16 protein-coding genes are annotated in these 17,136 nt (G+C 60.6%); 11 read left to right on the top strand and 5 right to left on the bottom strand.

Features of this window, described 5'->3' with window-relative positions; all coding sequences use genetic code 11:
* Window positions 1-25: 25 nt before the first annotated feature.
* Entirely contained in the window at window positions 26-937 is a 912-nt protein-coding gene (locus RCCGE510_RS24805; protein ID WP_007634494.1) for an alpha/beta hydrolase, read from the bottom strand.
* A gap of 262 nt (window positions 938-1,199) precedes the next feature.
* Here RCCGE510_RS24805 and RCCGE510_RS24800 point away from each other — a divergent pair, with 262 nt between their 5' ends.
* Both RCCGE510_RS24800 and RCCGE510_RS24795 read left to right on the top strand, forming a co-directional pair.
* Window positions 1,200-1,724, top strand: a complete 525-nt coding sequence (locus tag RCCGE510_RS24800; protein WP_007634492.1) for an RNA polymerase sigma factor — start codon at window positions 1,200-1,202, stop codon at window positions 1,722-1,724.
* The gene (locus RCCGE510_RS24795) at window positions 1,721-3,865 is read left to right on the top strand and encodes a VWA domain-containing protein (protein WP_007634490.1); all 2,145 of its coding nucleotides are present in this window, start codon (window positions 1,721-1,723) and stop codon (window positions 3,863-3,865) included. Before RCCGE510_RS24800 ends, RCCGE510_RS24795 begins: the two co-directional genes overlap by 4 nt.
* A 236-nt stretch (window positions 3,866-4,101) precedes the next feature.
* On the opposite strand, the gene RCCGE510_RS24790 is transcribed toward RCCGE510_RS24795, so the two are convergent.
* Entirely contained in the window at window positions 4,102-5,028 is a 927-nt protein-coding gene (locus RCCGE510_RS24790; protein ID WP_007634488.1) for an SMP-30/gluconolactonase/LRE family protein, read from the bottom strand.
* Between the two features lie 225 nt (window positions 5,029-5,253).
* On the opposite strand from RCCGE510_RS24790, the gene RCCGE510_RS24785 reads away from it, so the two are divergent.
* Window positions 5,254-6,321, top strand: a complete 1,068-nt coding sequence (locus RCCGE510_RS24785) for a LacI family DNA-binding transcriptional regulator (protein ID WP_007634486.1) — start codon at window positions 5,254-5,256, stop codon at window positions 6,319-6,321.
* Window positions 6,322-6,379: 58 nt separating this feature from the next.
* Here the strand turns inward: RCCGE510_RS24785 and RCCGE510_RS33720 are convergent.
* The 3 genes from RCCGE510_RS33720 to RCCGE510_RS24765 all read right to left on the bottom strand — a co-directional run bounded on the left by RCCGE510_RS33720 (window position 6,380) and on the right by RCCGE510_RS24765 (window position 9,261).
* Window positions 6,380-7,131 (bottom strand): IS5 family transposase gene (locus tag RCCGE510_RS33720; RefSeq protein WP_085989775.1). Its coding sequence is split into 2 segments (ribosomal slippage): window positions 6,380-6,795 and window positions 6,795-7,131, totalling 753 coding nucleotides; the frame shifts between segments, so codons are not numbered across the junction.
* A 146-nt stretch (window positions 7,132-7,277) separates the two neighbouring features.
* Window positions 7,278-8,309 carry an L-idonate 5-dehydrogenase gene (locus tag RCCGE510_RS24770; RefSeq protein ID WP_007634479.1) on the bottom strand — a complete coding sequence of 344 codons (1,032 nt, stop codon included), beginning with the start codon at window positions 8,307-8,309 and terminating at the stop codon, window positions 7,278-7,280.
* A gap of 10 nt (window positions 8,310-8,319) precedes the next feature.
* Entirely contained in the window at window positions 8,320-9,261 is a 942-nt protein-coding gene (locus RCCGE510_RS24765; protein ID WP_007634477.1) for a 2-hydroxyacid dehydrogenase, read from the bottom strand.
* A 135-nt stretch (window positions 9,262-9,396) separates the two neighbouring features.
* Between RCCGE510_RS24765 and RCCGE510_RS24760 the strand changes: the two genes are divergently transcribed.
* The 8 genes from RCCGE510_RS24760 to RCCGE510_RS24725 all read left to right on the top strand — a co-directional run bounded on the left by RCCGE510_RS24760 (window position 9,397) and on the right by RCCGE510_RS24725 (window position 17,122).
* A complete protein-coding gene (locus RCCGE510_RS24760; protein ID WP_007634475.1) occupies window positions 9,397-10,161 on the top strand; it encodes an SDR family oxidoreductase in 765 nt (254 codons plus the stop codon).
* A gap of 13 nt (window positions 10,162-10,174) precedes the next feature.
* Window positions 10,175-10,732 carry a gluconokinase gene (locus RCCGE510_RS24755; protein ID WP_007634474.1) on the top strand — a complete coding sequence of 186 codons (558 nt, stop codon included), beginning with the start codon at window positions 10,175-10,177 and terminating at the stop codon, window positions 10,730-10,732.
* The gene (locus RCCGE510_RS24750) at window positions 10,722-11,615 is read left to right on the top strand and encodes an NAD(P)-dependent oxidoreductase (RefSeq protein WP_007634473.1); all 894 of its coding nucleotides are present in this window, start codon (window positions 10,722-10,724) and stop codon (window positions 11,613-11,615) included. Before RCCGE510_RS24755 ends, RCCGE510_RS24750 begins: the two co-directional genes overlap by 11 nt.
* A gap of 108 nt (window positions 11,616-11,723) precedes the next feature.
* On the top strand, window positions 11,724-13,220 hold the full coding sequence (locus tag RCCGE510_RS24745) for a sugar ABC transporter ATP-binding protein (protein ID WP_007634472.1): 1,497 nt from the start codon (window positions 11,724-11,726) through the stop codon (window positions 13,218-13,220).
* Between the two features lie 18 nt (window positions 13,221-13,238).
* The gene (locus tag RCCGE510_RS24740) at window positions 13,239-14,279 is read left to right on the top strand and encodes an ABC transporter permease (RefSeq protein WP_007634471.1); all 1,041 of its coding nucleotides are present in this window, start codon (window positions 13,239-13,241) and stop codon (window positions 14,277-14,279) included.
* A 51-nt stretch (window positions 14,280-14,330) separates the two neighbouring features.
* Window positions 14,331-15,428 carry a substrate-binding domain-containing protein gene (locus RCCGE510_RS24735; protein WP_007634470.1) on the top strand — a complete coding sequence of 366 codons (1,098 nt, stop codon included), beginning with the start codon at window positions 14,331-14,333 and terminating at the stop codon, window positions 15,426-15,428.
* Window positions 15,429-15,524: 96 nt separating this feature from the next.
* On the top strand, window positions 15,525-15,863 hold the full coding sequence (locus RCCGE510_RS24730) for a hypothetical protein (RefSeq protein ID WP_007634469.1): 339 nt from the start codon (window positions 15,525-15,527) through the stop codon (window positions 15,861-15,863).
* A 233-nt stretch (window positions 15,864-16,096) separates the two neighbouring features.
* A complete protein-coding gene (locus RCCGE510_RS24725) occupies window positions 16,097-17,122 on the top strand; it encodes an ABC transporter substrate-binding protein (protein WP_007634468.1) in 1,026 nt (341 codons plus the stop codon).
* Window positions 17,123-17,136 lie beyond the last annotated feature (14 nt).

The raw sequence follows: 17,136 nt of genomic DNA, 5'->3' as shown, positions 1-17,136 counted from the left end.
TGCTTCATGCTAACCAGGAAAAGCTCTAAGGCGCCGCGAAATGCCGGACGGCCTCGCAGATGGCATGGAAGCCATCGCGTGCGCCATCGCTGATGTGGCGGGCGCGCAGCCAGGCATGCACCATCTGCGGCTCTTCCCGGAACCAGACCTCGACGCCCTCCGCGGTGAGCCGCGCCGCATAGTGCCGGCCGTCGTCGCGGAGAGGATCGAAATGCGCCACCGTGATGAAGGCCGGCGGCAGCCCGGCCAGCGAAGCTGCCTGCAGCGGCTCGGCGATCTCATTGCCTTCAGGCGCCTGCAGGATGTCACGGTAGTAGGCGATATCCGACGTCGTCAGCCCTGGGGCCTCGGCCATCTCGACGTATGAGCCTGTCCTAAGGTCCCCGCCGAGCGCGGGATAAATCAGGACCTGGCCAACGAGGCCGGACAGGCCCTCGTTGCGTGCACGCAATGCAAGGCCGGCCGCAAGATTGCCGCCGGCGCTGTCGCCGATCAGCACGACCTTGCTGTTGGCGGAAAGCAGATGCTTCAACACCGTAAAGCCGTCATCCGTCTGTGCCGGCCAGCGATATTCAGGGGCCAGCCGGTAATCGACGGAAACAAGTTCCGCGCCGGCAAAATCGGCAATCTCGGCGCAGATGGCATGGTGGCTCTCGAGCGAACCGACAACGAAACCGCCGCCATGCAAATAAAGCAAGATGGTCCGCGTGAGGATCTTCCGCGGACGATAGCGCCGAATCGCTATGCGCTGGAGCATGCCGTCCGCAAAGATCATCTCCGGGGGCAGCGGGCGGTCAAAGCGGGCGCAAAGAGCGTCATACCAATGCCGCTGTTGCTCGACCGACGCTTCAACGGCGTCGGCGGGATAGAAGCTATCGCAAATCTCAAGAAACTGCAGGATGCCCTTTTCGGTGGGCGCAGGCGATGGAGCGGACATTGAAGGTCCTTTCGATTTGGAACATGCAGACCCATGTCCCTGGGCGACTCTGCGCTCATCATGCGTCAATGCGACGGAGGCGATCTGTCTGGCCGCGACCCATGAATGTCGCGACACTCCATTATTTTGAACCCGCATTTCCAGGTTTCGGCTTTTTTTCAAAAAACCGATATTTTTTCGTCGTCGACCCAAGGAAAGCCTTTGGAGAAACGTCTCAATTCCGAAATAGCATCTTGCTTGATAGCTTGGGGGTAGGTGCGCATTGGATGCGGAGCTCATAGAACGAGCGCGGGGCGGCGACCGGGAGGCCTTCGGGCAACTGATCTCGCGCCATTATGATTTCGTCCATGCGGCGGCATGGCGGTGGTCGGGCAGTTCCACCGACGCGGACGATATTGCCCAGGAAGTCTGCGTCAAACTCGGCGCAGCCATTCGCGGCTTTCGTGGCGCCAGCCGCTTCAGGACATGGCTCTATACGCTGACGCTCAACGCCGCCCGCGACCACAGACGCAAGCTTGCGCGAGAAGAGCAGACATTCCGCGCTTTCGCCGCCGAACCGCAGCAGGATGCGCCGGCCGCAAACGACGATGAGCTATCGAGCGAATTATGGGCAGCCGTGCGCGCCTTGCCGGAACGGCAATGCGACGCCGTGCTGCTCGTCTATGGCGAAGGCCTCAGCCATTCCGCCGCCGCCGATATCATGGGCTGTTCGGAAACGACCGTTTCCTGGCAGGTACATGAGGCGCGCAAAAGGCTGAAGGCCATGCTCGGCAAGGAAGAGGTATGACCGTGGACAAGGAACTTGAAAAGCTCTCCCGCCTCACTCCGCCGGCAGCCGATCCGGAGGGGCGCGCACGCGCCCTTGCCGCGGCGATGCAGGCCTTCGACGCCGCAGAAAATAATGCGACGGCAGCCCAAGGAAATGCGAGAGGCTGGCGTCAAAGCTCCATCATCAACTGGATATGGAGCCCAGCCATGAACAAGAAATTCCTTGCCGGTTCAGCGCTCGCGACGCTGCTTGTCATTCCCGCCGCCGGTTATCTCGTAGTCGAGCTGACCCGAAACGGATTGCCGACCATCGCCCAGACTGAGATTGCCGGTAATCTTTCGCAGAATGGGACGTCGAAACCGGCCGAACCGGCAGTCAAGCCTGCAGACCCAGTTGCGGCTGCGCCTCAACTTCCCGAGGCAGCGGCCGAAGAGAACAAACTGGCTCGATCGTCGGCGGCCGGCAACGCTCAAGCGTTGCAGGACAAGGAGCAGCAAGCTGCCGCGAAACCCAAGGCGCCGCAGACCTCTGAGTTCGATGCCGATGAAATGTCGACTCTTCTGAATAAGTCGGAGGGTTCCCCCACGGCGCTCGGCGGGGCCAAACGCTCCGTGACCGCTACACCCGGCATTGCCCCCCAGCAGCAGTTGGCCGAACCGATGGCTGCTGTCGCCCCTTCCCCTGCTTCACCGACGGACGGAGGTGTCCAGCTTCAGCTCGACCCCGGCCGCGAGCGCTTTGCCAATGCTGCGCCAAATCCGATCAAAAGTGTCGCGACCGATCCGGTTTCGACCTTCTCAGCCGATGTCGACAGCGCATCCTATTCCTTCGTCCGCCGGTCGTTGACGGGTGGGGCGATGCCCGATCCGCAATCGGTTCGCGTCGAGGAGATGATCAATTATTTCCCCTATGACTGGCCGGGTCCCGACAAGGCCGACCAGCCCTTCAAGGCGACCGTGACGGTGATGCCGACACCGTGGAATCACGACACGGAGCTGATGCATGTGGCGATCAAGGGCTATGACATCGCGCCGGCGACCGCGCCGCACGCCAATCTGGTCTTCCTGATCGACGTCTCGGGCTCGATGGATGAGCCGGACAAACTGCCGCTGCTGAAGAGCGCCTTCCGGCTGCTGGTCAACAGGCTGAAGGCCGACGATACCGTTTCGATCGTCACCTATGCCGGCAATGCCGGCACCGTGCTTCAGCCGACGCCCGTAAAGGAGAAGTCGAAGATCCTCTCGGCAATCGACAGGCTGGAAGCTGGAGGTTCGACCGGTGGCGCCGAGGGCATCGAGGCAGCCTATGATCTTGCCAAACAGGCTTTCGTCAAAGACGGCGTCAACCGGGTGATGTTGGCGACGGACGGCGACTTCAATGTCGGCCCGTCGAGCGACGAGGATTTGAAGCGCATCATCGAGGAAAAACGCAAGGATGGCATCTTCCTGACCGTTCTCGGCTTCGGCCGCGGCAATCTCAACGACGCGTTGATGCAGACGCTGGCGCAGAACGGCAATGGCAGCGCCGCCTATATCGACACCCTGGCGGAGGCGCAGAAGACGCTGGTCGAAGAGGCCGGGTCGACGTTGTTTCCGATCGCCAAGGACGTCAAATTCCAGGTCGAGTTCAACCCGGAACGGATCGCCGAATACCGGCTGATCGGCTACGAGACGCGCGCCCTCAAACGCGAGGATTTCAACAATGACCGCGTCGATGCCGGCGATATCGGCTCCGGCCACAGCGTTACGGCGATCTACGAGATTACGCCCAAGGGAAGCCCTGCGGTCATGAATGACGACCTGCGTTATGGCGCAGCCGACAAGGTGCCGGCCGAGACTTCAGATAGCACGCATCAGGGCGAACTCGCCTTCGTCAAGATGCGCTACAAACGGCCGGGCGAAGACAAAAGCGCTCTGATCACCACCCCCGTCGGCGACAGCAACACGGTCGCCACCATCGACGCCGCACCCCAGGATGTCCGCTTCTCCGTAGCCGTCGCCGCCTTCGGCCAGAAACTGAGCCGTACCAGTGCCCTCGATGCCTATTCCTATCAGGCGATTGCCGATCTCGCTGCGGCATCTCGGGGAACGGATGCCTTCGGCTACAGGTCGGATTTCCTCGGGCTTATCAGATTGGCTGACGGCCTCAGCCAGCAATAGAGAAGAAGCGCCCGTGCGCTGGTAAAAGGCGGCCGCAGCCTTGCGGGCAAACCACTGCAAAACCCGCGACGTCATCCTCGGCCTTGTGCCGAGGATCTACGCAGACCAAATTAAGCCACTGAAAATAAACGGTTTCCTGTCAAGCAATTAACGTGGTCAGATGCTCGGCACAAGGCCGAGCATGACGGAGGAGAGTTTATCAACAAACCAAGGCCGCCTGAGAGGCGGCTCAGCGATTATCCCAGTCTCGAGCCGTTGGCTGTGAGATAGACGGCATACAGGGACGTGGTTGCCGTAATGAAGAGACGGTTCAGTTTCTCACCGCCGAAAGCGACATTGGAGACGATCTCGGGAATGTGGATCTTGCCGATCAGCGTGCCATCCGGATCATAGGCGTGCACACCGTCGCCGGCGCTCGTCCAGATCCTTCCCGTCCGGTCGATGCGAAAGCCGTCGAAAAAGCCCGAGGTGCATTCGGCGAAAATACCGAGATCGGTCAGCTTTCCATCATCGGATACAGCGAGCTTTCGTATATGGTGCGGACCGCCCGGCTGGTGCGTACCTCCGGTGTCAGCGATATAGAGGAGCTTTTCGTCAGGCGAAAAAGCCAGCCCGTTCGGCTTGACGAAATCAGACGTCATCTGGTCTGTCGTGCCTGTTGCCGGGTCATGCCGGTAGACGTGGCATCCGCCGATTTCCTCTTCGCCGTAGTCGCCTTCATAGTCGTGAAGGATGCCGTAGCTCGGGTCGGTGAACCAGATGGTCCCATCGGATTTGACGGTAACGTCGTTTGGAGAGTTGAGTCGGCTGCCAGCAATTCGATCGGCCAGGATGCTGATCTTGCCGTTGAACTCGGTTCGCGTGACGCGACGCGTCAGGTGCTCGCAGGTGATGAGCCGGCCCTGGGTGTCGACGGTATTGCCGTTCGAATTGTCGCTGGGGGATCGGAAGACCGACGTATGGCCGCTGGTGTCGTCGTAGCGCATCATTCGGTTATTGGGGATATCCGAGAAAACCAGATAACGCCCGGCGGCAAACCAGGCCGGCCCCTCCAGCCAGCGGCCGCCGGTCCAAAGCCGCTCGACGCGTGCGTGACCGACGAAGCAGCTTTCAAAGCGCGGGTCGAGAACCTCAAAACCCGTACCGTCAATTTCTCCGAACATCTGTTCCTCCATTGCTTCGAGTGTTATCGATATCATAATGTCGTGTTTTGCAGGCTTCGTACAGCCATCCGACCTGACGTCGTTCCCGTGCTTTGCGCCGGGAACGTTGGTTTTTGCCGAGGGGAGTGACACATTCTTGTGAAAATATCGATTGTGCGATGATAGCGATAACTTTATCGTGTCTGGATTGTCGAGCGCAGGAAGCGTGATTGGAAGCGGAGACCAGTGAAAAACGAGGATGAGCCGAAAGACAAGCGTCTGAAGCCGGGAGACGCTCAAAAGCTGACGATGGCGGAGGTCGCCAAATATGTCGGCGTATCCGCCATGACCGTTTCGCGGGCCTTCCGCCAGGATGCAAGCGTTTCCGAGGAGACGCGAAAGCGCATCATGGAAGCCGTCGACGCGCTCGGCTACGTGCTCGACCTGTCGGCCGGCAGTCTTTCGTCAAGGCGCAGCGGCTTCATTGCCGCGCTGGTGCCCTCCATCAACAATTCGAATTTTTCCGACACCGCGCGCGGCATCACCGATGCGCTGGAGAACACCGGCCTTCAGCTTCTTCTCGGCTATACCGACTATGCGGCGGAGAAAGAAGAAGAGCTGATCGAGGCGATGCTGCGCCGTCGTCCTGAGGGCATTATCCTGACCGGTGGTTCGCACACGGCGCGCGCCCGGCGGATGCTCGCAAAAGCCGGCATTCCTGTTGTCGAGACCTGGGAGCTTCCGGAAGACCCGATCAATCATGTCGTCGGCTTTTCCAACAGCGAGGCGATGGCCCTGCTGGTGCGGGCGCTCGCCGGCCAGGGATACCGGAAGTTCGGCTATATCGGCGGAACGACGGCACGCGATACGCGCGGCAGCCAGCGACGAAGCGGTTTCCAGAAGGCTGTCGAAGAACTCGGCCTGGGACCGGGACGGATGATTTCCTTCGGTGTGCCGCCGATCACCATGGAACAGGGCGGCCAGGCGATCGTCAGCCTTTTGGAGCGCTGGCCGGACACGGAAGTCGTTCTCTGCGTCTCCGACCTTTCCGCTTTCGGTGCGATCATGGAATGCAAGCGCAGGGGAATGAAAGTGCCGGGTGATATCGCCATTGCCGGTTTCGGCGACTACGAGATCTCGTCGATCTGCCATCCCAGCATCACGACCATCAATGTCGACTGTTACGGCATCGGCCGTCAGGCCGCCGCCCGCCTGCTGGACGCGCTGCAGGGCAGCGGCGAGGCGACCGGCGACGATATCACATTGACCGGCTACAGGGTCGTCCTGCGCGAAAGCACAGACCGCAGCGCCTAGCTTTATGTTTTACGCAATTCCCGGGAAAAGTGCTTGGCGCTTTGCCTAGGGCCTGCCGTCAGTTGAGGGAAATGAAAGCGGCGACGAGTTGAACGGCTCCGAGAAAGGTGGCGGCGAGTTTGTCGTATCGCGTTGCTATAGCTCTGAATTGTTTGAGATTATTAAAGAAACGTTCGATGAGATTGCGCTCGCAATAAAGTGCGAAGTCTGTTGGTCTGGGCGTAATGCGATTGGCTTTTGGCGGAATCACCGGGGTGATGTGGCGGGCTTTGAGATGGTCGATGAGTGCGTCGGCATCATAGGCTTTGTCAGCCAAGAATGCCTGAGGATCAACTTCTTCTAGAAGAGGCTGGGCCTGTGCCAGGTCTGATGTCTGGCCCGGGGTCAGTGAGATCGCAACCGGATTTCCGAGCGCATCGGCGATCACATGGATCTTCGTCGTCAGTCCCCCACGGGATCGGCCGATCGCCTGGTCCCCCCTTTTTGCGCGCCAGCACTATGCTGGTGGGCGCGCACGACGGTGGAATCCAGCATCATATATTCATTGTCGTGATCGGCGGCCAAGTGTTTGAATATACGCTCGAAGACGCCGCCTTCGCACCATCGGCGCATCCGCTTGTGGACGATCTTCCAGTCTCCGAACCGCTCAGGAAGATCGCGCCAGGGTATTCCGGCACGGTATCTGTAAAGCACAGCTTCCACGAACAGGCGATTATCGGCCGCCGTGCCGCCAACATGACCTTCCCGCCCAGGCAGAAGGTCCTTGATCCGATCCCATTGATCGTCTCGCAATCCATAACGACGTGTCATAACCAGCCCTCCAGTGGCCGGTCTGCTATGAATCACATAAAATCCGATTTGGGAATCTTGCCCAGCAAGACATGGAACTGACGACACACCCTAGGGAAACCGCGCCACATTTTTCCTGGAATTGCTCCAATAGTTGGACGCCGACATCAGAAGGCGATCTGGACTTTCATCGATTTGCTGCGGTCACCTGCCAATTCGAAGGCGGCAACGGCCTCGTCGATTGCAAAAACGCCCGTCAGCAGCGGTTTCAGATCGACGCGGCGCGCGTTGATCAGCTCGACGGCGAGCGCGAATTCCTCGTGAAAACGGAACGTCCCGCGCATCTCGATTTCTTTGGCGACGATCATGTTCTGTGGGATGGAGACATCACCACCGAGGCCCAACTGCACCAGAACGGCGCGGGGCTTCAGCGTCTCCAGTCCGGCGCGCACCGCCCGCTCATTGCCCGACGCCTCGAACATGACGTCGAAATATCCTTTTTCGGCGCTGTAAGCCGCAAGGTCGGAAGCGTGAGTGGCGACATTGATCGTTCGATCCGCGCCGCTGGTGCGGGCGATGGTCAGAACGCTATCGGTCACGTCAGTTGCGACGATTTCGCGGGCGCCAAGAACGCGCGCCGCAACGATTGCCAACATCCCGATGGGGCCGCAGCCGGTGACGAGCACCCGTTTGCCGAGCAGCGATCCGGCGCGGTTTGCCGCATGCAAAGTTACGGCAAAGGGTTCGGCGAAGGCGGCTTCGTGAATGGAAATGCCTTCAGTGACCTTGTGGCATTGCCAGCGCTCCGCCACCAGCCGCTGGCGAAAACCGCCCTGAATATGCGGCATCGGCATGGCGCTGCCATAAAACCGCATGTTGAGGCAGTGGTTTTGCTGTCCCTTCAGGCAATATTGGCAATGGTTGCACGGCCGGCTCGGGGAAACCGCAACACGGTCTCCCACGGCAAGATCGGCAACGCCGGCGCCCAGTGCCTTGACCGTCCCGGCAATCTCATGGCCGAGGATCATCGGCTCGCGCAGGCGAACGGTGCCAAAACCGCCGTGATTATAATAGTGCAGGTCGGAACCGCAGATGCCGCCGGCTTCGATGGCAATCTCAACCTGCCCGACGCCGGCAACCTCCGGCTCACGCTCTTCGATCCTGAGATCCTTGGCGGCATGAATGACGATGGCTTTCATACCGAAATCCTCATACGACGGGAGTTGGAAGCGCGCGACCGGCAAAATGCGCAGCGAGATTGTCTCTGACCAGTTGGCCCATGGCCTTGCGTGTCTCGACGGTACCGGAGCCATGATGGGGCTGCAACACAACGTTTTGAAGCCCCAGAAAACGCGCATCGATCCTGGGTTCGTTCAGGAAGACGTCGAGGCCTGCAGCCTGAATGCTGCGGTCTTGCAGTGCGGCGATCAGTGCCTCTTCGTCGACGGTGGTCCCGCGCGAAACATTGATCAAAATGCCGTTGGGGCCGAGGGCTTTCAGCACATCAGCGTTGATGATCTTCACAGTCGCCTCCCCTCCCGGAACGATGACGACCAGGAAATCAGCCCAATCGGCAAGCGCCAACAGGTCGGACTGGTAGGCATAGGCAACATCCGCGTGCTCGTTGCGGGTGAAATAGGCGATATCGCAGCCGAAAGCAGCAGCCCTTTTGGCGATTGCCTTGCCGATCCGGCCCATGCCGACGATCCCGACCTTCTTGCCGGAGACGCGCGTCACCAGCGGCATGGCGATATTGCCCCACTGGCCGGCGCGGACGAAGGCATCCGCCTGCGTGATCTGTCTCGCCGTGGCAAGCAGCAGGCCGATGGCGATGTCGGCCACATCTTCGGTGAGCACATCGGGGGTATTGGTCACGCGAATGCCGTTGGCGCGGGCATAAGACAGGTCGATTGCGTCGGTGCCGACGCCATAACAGGAGACGATTTCCAGTTTCGGCAATTGCTTCATCAGTTCGGCGGACGCGCCGAGTTCACCACGCGTTGCGATGGCGCGAATATCTTTGCCGACCCTTGCGATCAGTTGCTGCCGGTCTGTCGCTTCCCACAGGCGATGGACGCGATACTTCGCCTCCAGATCGGTCATATCCCATTCCGGATAGGCTCCGGTCATCAAGATTTCTACCTCAGCCATTCCGTCTCCGTCCCGCATTTTGCCAGTTGATTATGTTATCGATAACATATAATTCGAAAGTGGGATGTCAAGTGAGTTTCACCGCGAGTGGCGGTATAAGCGGTCATTCGCAGCGACACTGGAGGAGTTATTTGCATGAAGAACCTGTTTGATCTGACTGGACGGCTTGCCCTGATCACCGGCTCCAGCCAAGGGATCGGCTATGCCCTGGCCGAAGGCCTGGCCCAGCACGGCGCCGAGGTCATCATCAACGGCCGCACGCCCGAAACCGTCAAACGCGCAGTCGAGAGCCTGAAGGCTCAGGGCCTGTCTGCCCATGCGGCGATCTTCGACGTGACCAGCAGGGATGCGGCCAAACAGGGCATCGACGCGGTCGAAGCCGATATCGGGCCGCTCGACATCCTGATCAACAATGCCGGCATGCAGTTTCGCAGCCCGCTGGAAGAGTTTCCGGCGGACAAATGGGAACTGCTGCTGAGCACCAATATTTCGAGCGTGTTTTATGTCGGCCAGGCGGCCGCCAAAGCCATGATCGCTCGCGGCCAGGGCAAGATCATCAACATTGCCTCGGTGCAGAGCGAACTCGCCCGTCCCGGCATTGCTCCCTATACGGCGACCAAGGGCGCTGTGCGCAATCTGACGCGCGGCATGTGCGCCGACTGGGCCAAGCACGGTCTGCAGATCAACGCGATTGCACCAGGTTATTTCAAGACGCCGCTTAACCAGGCGCTCGTCGACAATCCCGAATTCTCGTCCTGGCTCGAGAAGCGGACGCCGGCCGGACGGTGGGGCAATGTCGAGGAACTGGTCGGCGCTGCCGTTTTCCTGTCGGGCGGCGGTTCGTCCTTCATCAACGGCCACACGCTTTATGTCGACGGCGGCATCACGACCTGCCTCTGATAGAGACGAGACAATGGACTTCGAACGAAAGACACCGCCTCTTGCCGTCGTTGTCATGGGCGTAAGCGGCTGCGGCAAATCCTCGGTTGGAGAACGCATCGCCGCTGAATACGACATGCGATTTGTCGAGGGCGATCAACTTCACCCCGTTGGAAATGTCGCGAAGATGGCCGAGGGCATCCCGCTGACCGACGACGACCGCCTGCCCTGGCTCGACCGGATCGGTGCGGAAATAGCCACTGCGCAAAAAGCATCGCAGGGATTGGTGATTTCGTGTTCGGCGCTCAAGAAAACCTATCGGGACAGGTTGCGGCAGGCGGCGGGCGGGCGTCTTGCTTTCGTTTTCCTGGAGGGCTCCCGCGACCTTCTTTTGTCGCGGATGCAGGCCCGCAAGGGTCATTTCATGCCGGCGTCGTTGCTTGATAGCCAGCTGCAGGCGCTGGAGCCGCCGGCCGGCGAAGCTCACGTGGTGACGGTGGCGATCGATAATGCGTTGGACGACATAGTGGCGCTGGCTTGCAAAGGGCTGAGCGGCGCGGCCGTCAAGGGAGGAGACAATTATGCAGGATGACTACAGAGCCGATGTCGCGGTTATCGGCGCAGGCATCATGGGAACGGCAATCGTCACCCGGTTGATCGAAACCGGGCACAAGGTCTCCGTCTTCGATCTCGATGCCGAAAAGGTTGCGGCATTGACCGCCAAGGGTGCGCACGCGGCGAATTCCGTGCAGGCTGCGGTCTCGGCATCGGAATTCTGCGTGCTCAGCCTTAATCATGCGAACATCGTCCGTGCCGTCGTCTTCGGCGAGAAGGGCGTTGCGGCGGCGGCGAGCGCCGACAAGCTGCTGATCGACATGTCCTCCATCGACCCGGCCGACACCGGCGACATGGCGATGCGACTGCGCCGGGAAACGGGCATGGCATGGGTGGATTGCCCGCTGTCCGGCGGCGTGCCCGGTGCGCTGAGCGGGCGCCTGACGATCATGGCCGGCGGCAGCCCTGAAGATTTCGAACGGGCCCGTGTACTGATGCGGCATCTTGCCGCCAATTACACGCTGATGGGCGCATCCGGCGCCGGGCAGACCACGAAGCTGATCAATCAGCTGTTTTGCGCCGTGCTGTTTCAAGCCGTCGCTGAAGCCGTCAAGCTCGCCGAAGCCGGCGGCGTCGATCCCTCAGCCATCCCGGCAGCCCTTGCCGGCGGCCGGGCGGACAATCGGATCATGCAGGAATTCATGGCCAAATTCGCTGCCCGGGATTTCTCCCCGACTGGCAGGATCGACAACATGCTGAAGGACCTGGATTCGCTGCAGGCGTTTGCGCTGAAAACGAAGACGCCATTGCCGATGACCGGCGCGGTAGTCGAAATCCACCGGCTGCTCTGCGCCGCCGGGCTCGGGCCGAAGGATTCCGCCGAAATGATGCACCTTCTCGACGGGCTTCAGGCCGGCTGACGCCAATCTTCGTTGGAAATTCGAGATCGTCATCTTTCCGCTTGACCATCGACGAATGTTATCGATAACATACAGCCAATGACAACCGCAGCTTTGGGAGGAGCCACAGTGGAAGCCAAGAGACTGCTGGAGTTCCAATCGATCACCAAGTGCTTCGGCGGCACGCAGGCGCTGCGTGACGTCTCGATCGATTTGCGCGAAGGAGAAATTCTCGCGCTGCTGGGGGAAAACGGCGCCGGCAAGTCGACGCTGATCAAGACGCTTGCCGGCATCTACAAGCCCGATCATGGCGACATTCTTTTCCGTGGCGAGAGCTACCACCATCGTCCGCCGAAGCCGAACGAGCGGCAGCCGGTCGCCTTCATCCATCAGGATCTCGGTCTGATCGAGTGGATGACCGTCGGCGAGAATATGGGCCTGTCGCAGGGGTTTTCGATGCGTCGCGGCCTTATCGATTGGAACAGGACACAGGCGCGCGCCAAGGAAGCCCTGAAACTGGTCGGCTGCGATTTTGACCCCACCACGCGGGTCTCGACGTTGTCGCGCACCGAAAAATCGCTTGTCGCCATCGCCCGCGCACTTGCCGTCGAAGCCGATGTCCTGGTGCTCGACGAGCCGACGGCGAGCCTGCCCGCCGATGAAGTCGACCGGCTGTTCAATGCGATCCGACCGTTAAAGGATCGCGGTGTCGGCATGATCTACGTCTCCCACAGGCTCGACGAGATTTTCCGTATTGCCGATCGGGTCGCCGTTCTGCGTGACGGATGCATGGTCGGACAGAAGCCGGTCAGCGAGACGACCCCCGACGAGCTGGTGTCGATGATCATCGGTCGCAGCAGCGATAGTCTCTTTTCCAAGGCCGCGATCACGCCTGGTAAGACGATCGTTGAGGTGCGCGATCTCGTTTGCGCCGGTACGAGCCCGATATCCTTCGATATCCGCGAGGGGGAGCTTCTCGGACTGGCTGGATTGCGAGGCGCCGGTCAGGAACGGATCGGCCGGGCGCTGTTCGGCTGCGAGCCCTTCAACGGTTCCATTCTGCTGCACGGCGAGGCCCCTGATCTTTCGAGCCCGCTGCGGGCCATGGCGTCGGGCATCGGACTGATCGCCCGTGACCGGACGGAGGAATCCGTGGCGCTGTCGCTGTCCATCCGGGAAAATACCTATCTCAATCCGGGCGCCGTTGGCCGCGGGCTCTTTTCCTTTCTGTCGCCGCGTGGCGAAGCCGACCTTGCCCATGCGATCGGCCACACGGTCGGCCTCCGGCCGAACGATCCGGATCTGCCGGTGGAGGCGCTGTCGGGCGGCAACCAGCAGAAAGTGGTCGTCGGCCGCTGGCTGGCGACCGGGCGCAAGCTGCTGATCGCCGAGGATCCGACTGCCGGCGTCGACATCGGGGCGCGTGCGGAGATCTACCGTCTGATCACCCAGGCGCTCGAGGCCGGTCTCGCGGTCGTCGTCGTCTCGACGGATTTCGAGGAAATCGCCCATATCTGCCACCGCGCGCTGGTCTTCTCGCGCGGCAAAATCGTCAGCGAACTGACTGCAAGCGCTCTGACGACGGAGGCGGTCATCACAGCCGCCTCCGCATCGGAAGCCGCTTGAGCCATCGGGAGAACAGCCATGCAATCCATTGAATCCACGGCGCTGGAGCCGACCAAGAGTGAAATGGCCGGCCTGTCCACAGGACAGAAGATCGGACGCCTGATCCCGGTCTACGGGCTGGTGATCCTGACCGTCGGTCTGATCGTGATCTTCTCGATCCTGCTGCCCGATACGTTCCCGACCGTGTTGAACGTCCGCTCGATTGTCTCAGACAAGGCAATCATTGCTCTTCTGTCGCTCGCCGCGATGATCCCGATGGCATCGGGCCGGATCGATCTCACCGTCGGCTACGGCATCGTGCTCTGGCACATTCTCGCCATCAGCCTGCAGACGGCCTACGGCCTGCCCTGGCCGGTCGCGGTCCTTATCGTACTCGCGCTCGGCGTCTTCACCGGCTTCATCAACGGCCTGCTGGTCGAGGTTGCGAAGATCGACAGCTTCATCGCCACGCTCGGCACGGGAACGGTTCTCTACGCGCTTGCCCTTTGGCACACCGGCGGGCGGCAGGTGGTCGGGGTCTTGCCTGAGGGTTTCTATGCGCTGAACGGCACCATGCTGTTCGGCCTGCCGATCACCGGCTTCTACGTGCTCCTGATCGCGATCTGCATGTGGATCGTGCTCGAATACCTGCCGATCGGCCGTTACCTCTACGCTATCGGCGCCAATCCAAAGGCTGCGGCCCTCAACGGCATTCCGGTCCGCAAGTTCGTGATCGGCGCATTCGTCACATCAGGTCTGCTGGCGGCTCTGACCGGGGTCCTTCTCGCCTCGAAGCTGCGCATCGGCCAGGCGAGCGTCGGCCTCGAATATCTGCTGCCGGCGCTTGTCGGCGCATTCTTGGGATCGACGACGATCAAGCCGGGGCGGGTCAACGTCTGGGGCACCCTGATCGGCGTCATCATTCTTGCGGTCGGCATATCGGGAATTCAGCAATTCGGCGGGTCGTTCTTCGTCGAACCGCTGTTCAACGGCGTCACCCTGCTGATTGCCATCGGCATTGCAGGTTACGCCCAGCGCAAGCGCGGAGCTGTGAGGAGGATCACACCCGCATCCAAATGAGGATGCCGGCTCAGCCCGGCATCTCACAACAAACAAAATGGAGGAGTGAACATGAAGCGCAGGACTTTATTGCAGGCAACGGTCGCAACCGTCGCCGTTATGCTCAGCATGCCGGCATTGGCCGACTCGATGGCCGACGCCAAGGCGGTGGTCGACAAATATGCTTCCAAGGTGAGCGCCTGGGATGGCCCGACGAGCGGCCCTAAGGGCGCCAGCGGAAAGAACATTGTCATTCTGGCTGGCGACATGAAGAACGGCGGCATCCTCGGCGTGGTCAACGGCGTTCAGGAAGCGGCAGGCGCGCTGGGTTGGACCGTGAAAGCGCTTGACGGCGCCGGTTCGATCGGCGGACGGACGGCGGCGTTCGGCCAGGCGATGGCGCTGAAGCCGGATGGCATCATCATCAACGGCTTTGACGCCGTCGAACAGAAGCCGGCGATGGAAGCGGCCAAGGCGGCCGGCATTCCGATGGTTTCCTGGCACGCCGCTTCGGCTGTCGGTCCGGTTCCCGAAGTCGGCGTCTTCGCAAACGTGACCACCGATGCGATGGAAGTCTCGAAGTCCGCCGCCGATTGGGCCTTCGCCGACGCGGGCGGCAAGCCTGGCGTTATCATCTTCACCGACTCGACCTATGCCATCGCGATCGCCAAGGCCGACCGCATGAAGAAGGAGATCGAGGATCTCGGCGGCACCGTGCTCGAATATGTCGACACGCCGATCGCCGAAACCTCCCAGCGCATGCCGCAGCTGACCACGTCGCTGCTGCAGAAATATGGCGCCAAGTGGACACATTCGCTGGCGATCAACGACCTCTATTACGACTTCATGGGGCCTTCGCTTGCTTCGGCCGGCATTGCCGGCGATGGAAAACCGGTGAACGTTGCAGCCGGCGACGGTTCGGAGAGCGCCTACCAGCGTATCCGCGCCAAGCAGTTCCAGGCCGTCACGGTTGCCGAGCCGCTCAACCTGCAGGGCTGGCAGCTCGTTGATGAGCTTAACCGCGCCTTTGCGGGCGTTCCGTGGTCGGGCTACGTGTCGCCACTGCATGTGGTGACCAGCGCGAACGTCGAGTTCGACGGTGGACCGAAGAACAGCTTCGATCCCGATAACGGCTACCGCGATCAGTACAAAAAAGTCTGGGGCAAATAAGCATCACAGCGAGAGGGCGTATCGACAGATATGCCCTCTCCTCACGATATCGCTTCAAATCGATCCAGCTCTGGCGAGTTTTGGAAGAGAGAACTTATGATCATTCGTTATGCTTTGTTTGAAGGCGAAATCCATCCCGGCCGCGAAGAGGAATTCCGCGACTTCGTGAAACAGCGGCTCGTCCCGCTCTGGACGAAATTTCCCGGCGCCGAGGAAGTCCGGGTACTGGACGGGATGGAGCGCGACGAAGGCGCCCCGGTATACGCCATGGCCCTCGCCATTCGTTATCCGGATATGGATGCGGTGAAGGCGGCGCTTCTTTCCGATGTGCGGTCCGAAAGCCGCGAGGTTACCGGTGAGCTGCTGCAACTCTTCACTGGTAAGGTGCATCATCACGTATTCTCGGCCAACGAATACCCACCGCATATTGCCTGATATCCGACGATCCAAACCTAACGGGAGGCGCTTGCGACGAGTTGCGGGCGCTTTTTCGATTCTGGACACGCGCCCTCATGCGGGACCCAACAGTTACGGCGGCCCGGCTTTTCAGGACAATTTTTTATCGAAGGCGTTATTATTAAACTAAATAGTCTATCGATTTAGTAGATTATACCCGATCTTAGCGTGCATCGTTCCTGCAATCAGCAATCGAAACGGGAAGATCGACGATGACATTGGCTAAGACATTCAAAATTGCGTTGTTCAGTCTGCTCGGCTTCGGCGCCATGCACAATCCCACTGCGGCGCAGGCGGATGCTCCCCTGCTTGCCAAAGTGCCGCCAGGCACCGTACTGACGATCGGCGATCCGGTCACCCAGAAGGCGCTCGAAGTGTCCGGTCTCGATAAGGAGCTCACGTTCGAAGTGAAATGGGCCAATATCAGCGGCGGTCCGCAGACGTCGGAAGCTTTCCGGGCCCACGCGCTCGATGTCGGGTCGGTGGCCGAGATCCCCTCGATCTTCGCCAACTGGAACAACCTGCCCGTCCGCAACATCGCCTACCGCGAACGCCGCGACCCGATCGCCAATCCGATCTACCGCTTCGGCATTGCGCCAGGCGCTGAGGTCAAGACGCTTGCGGATTTCCGCGGCAAGCGCATCGCCTTTAGCCCCGGTCAAGCCCAGGGCACGCTCGTTCTGCGCGCTCTTCACGCTGCAGGTCTGAAGAGCGGCGATGTCACTCTGGTGGAACTGCCGAGCACCGGCGACGTCTATCCGAAAGCCTTGGCGAGCAAGCAGGTCGACATCGCGCCGCTCGGCACCGTCTATATACGGCGCTACATCACCCAATACGGACCTGACGGCGCCACGCTACTTGAACATGGCCTGCGGGATGATCCCGGCCATCTTTATGCGCCGCAATGGGTTCTGGACGATCCCGCCAAGGCGGCCGCTCTTGCCGAATATGTCGGCCTGTGGGCGCGCGCCACCGAATGGGTGAACCGCAACCCGGATCTCTGGATCAAGGAATATTACGTCGGTCAGCAGGGTCTCAGCCAGGAAGATGGGGAATATCTCGTCAAGATGACCGGCGAACAGATCGTTCCCTCCGATTGGAGCGACGTGAAGAAGCGCCACCAGGAAACCATCAACCTGCTGGCGGACGAGCTCGGCAACAAGCCGTTCGAGGTGGAACAGATTTTCGACAATCGCTTCGAAAAGCTGGGTGCGGCGGCTTTGGCCAAGAGCCTGTAATTTTCCACTTTCCG

The sequence above is a fragment of the Rhizobium sp. CCGE 510 genome (assembly GCF_000292525.1).
In the GTDB taxonomy this organism is placed as follows: Bacteria; Pseudomonadota; Alphaproteobacteria; order Rhizobiales; family Rhizobiaceae; genus Rhizobium.
This window is presented reverse-complemented; position numbering and strand designations above follow the sequence as displayed.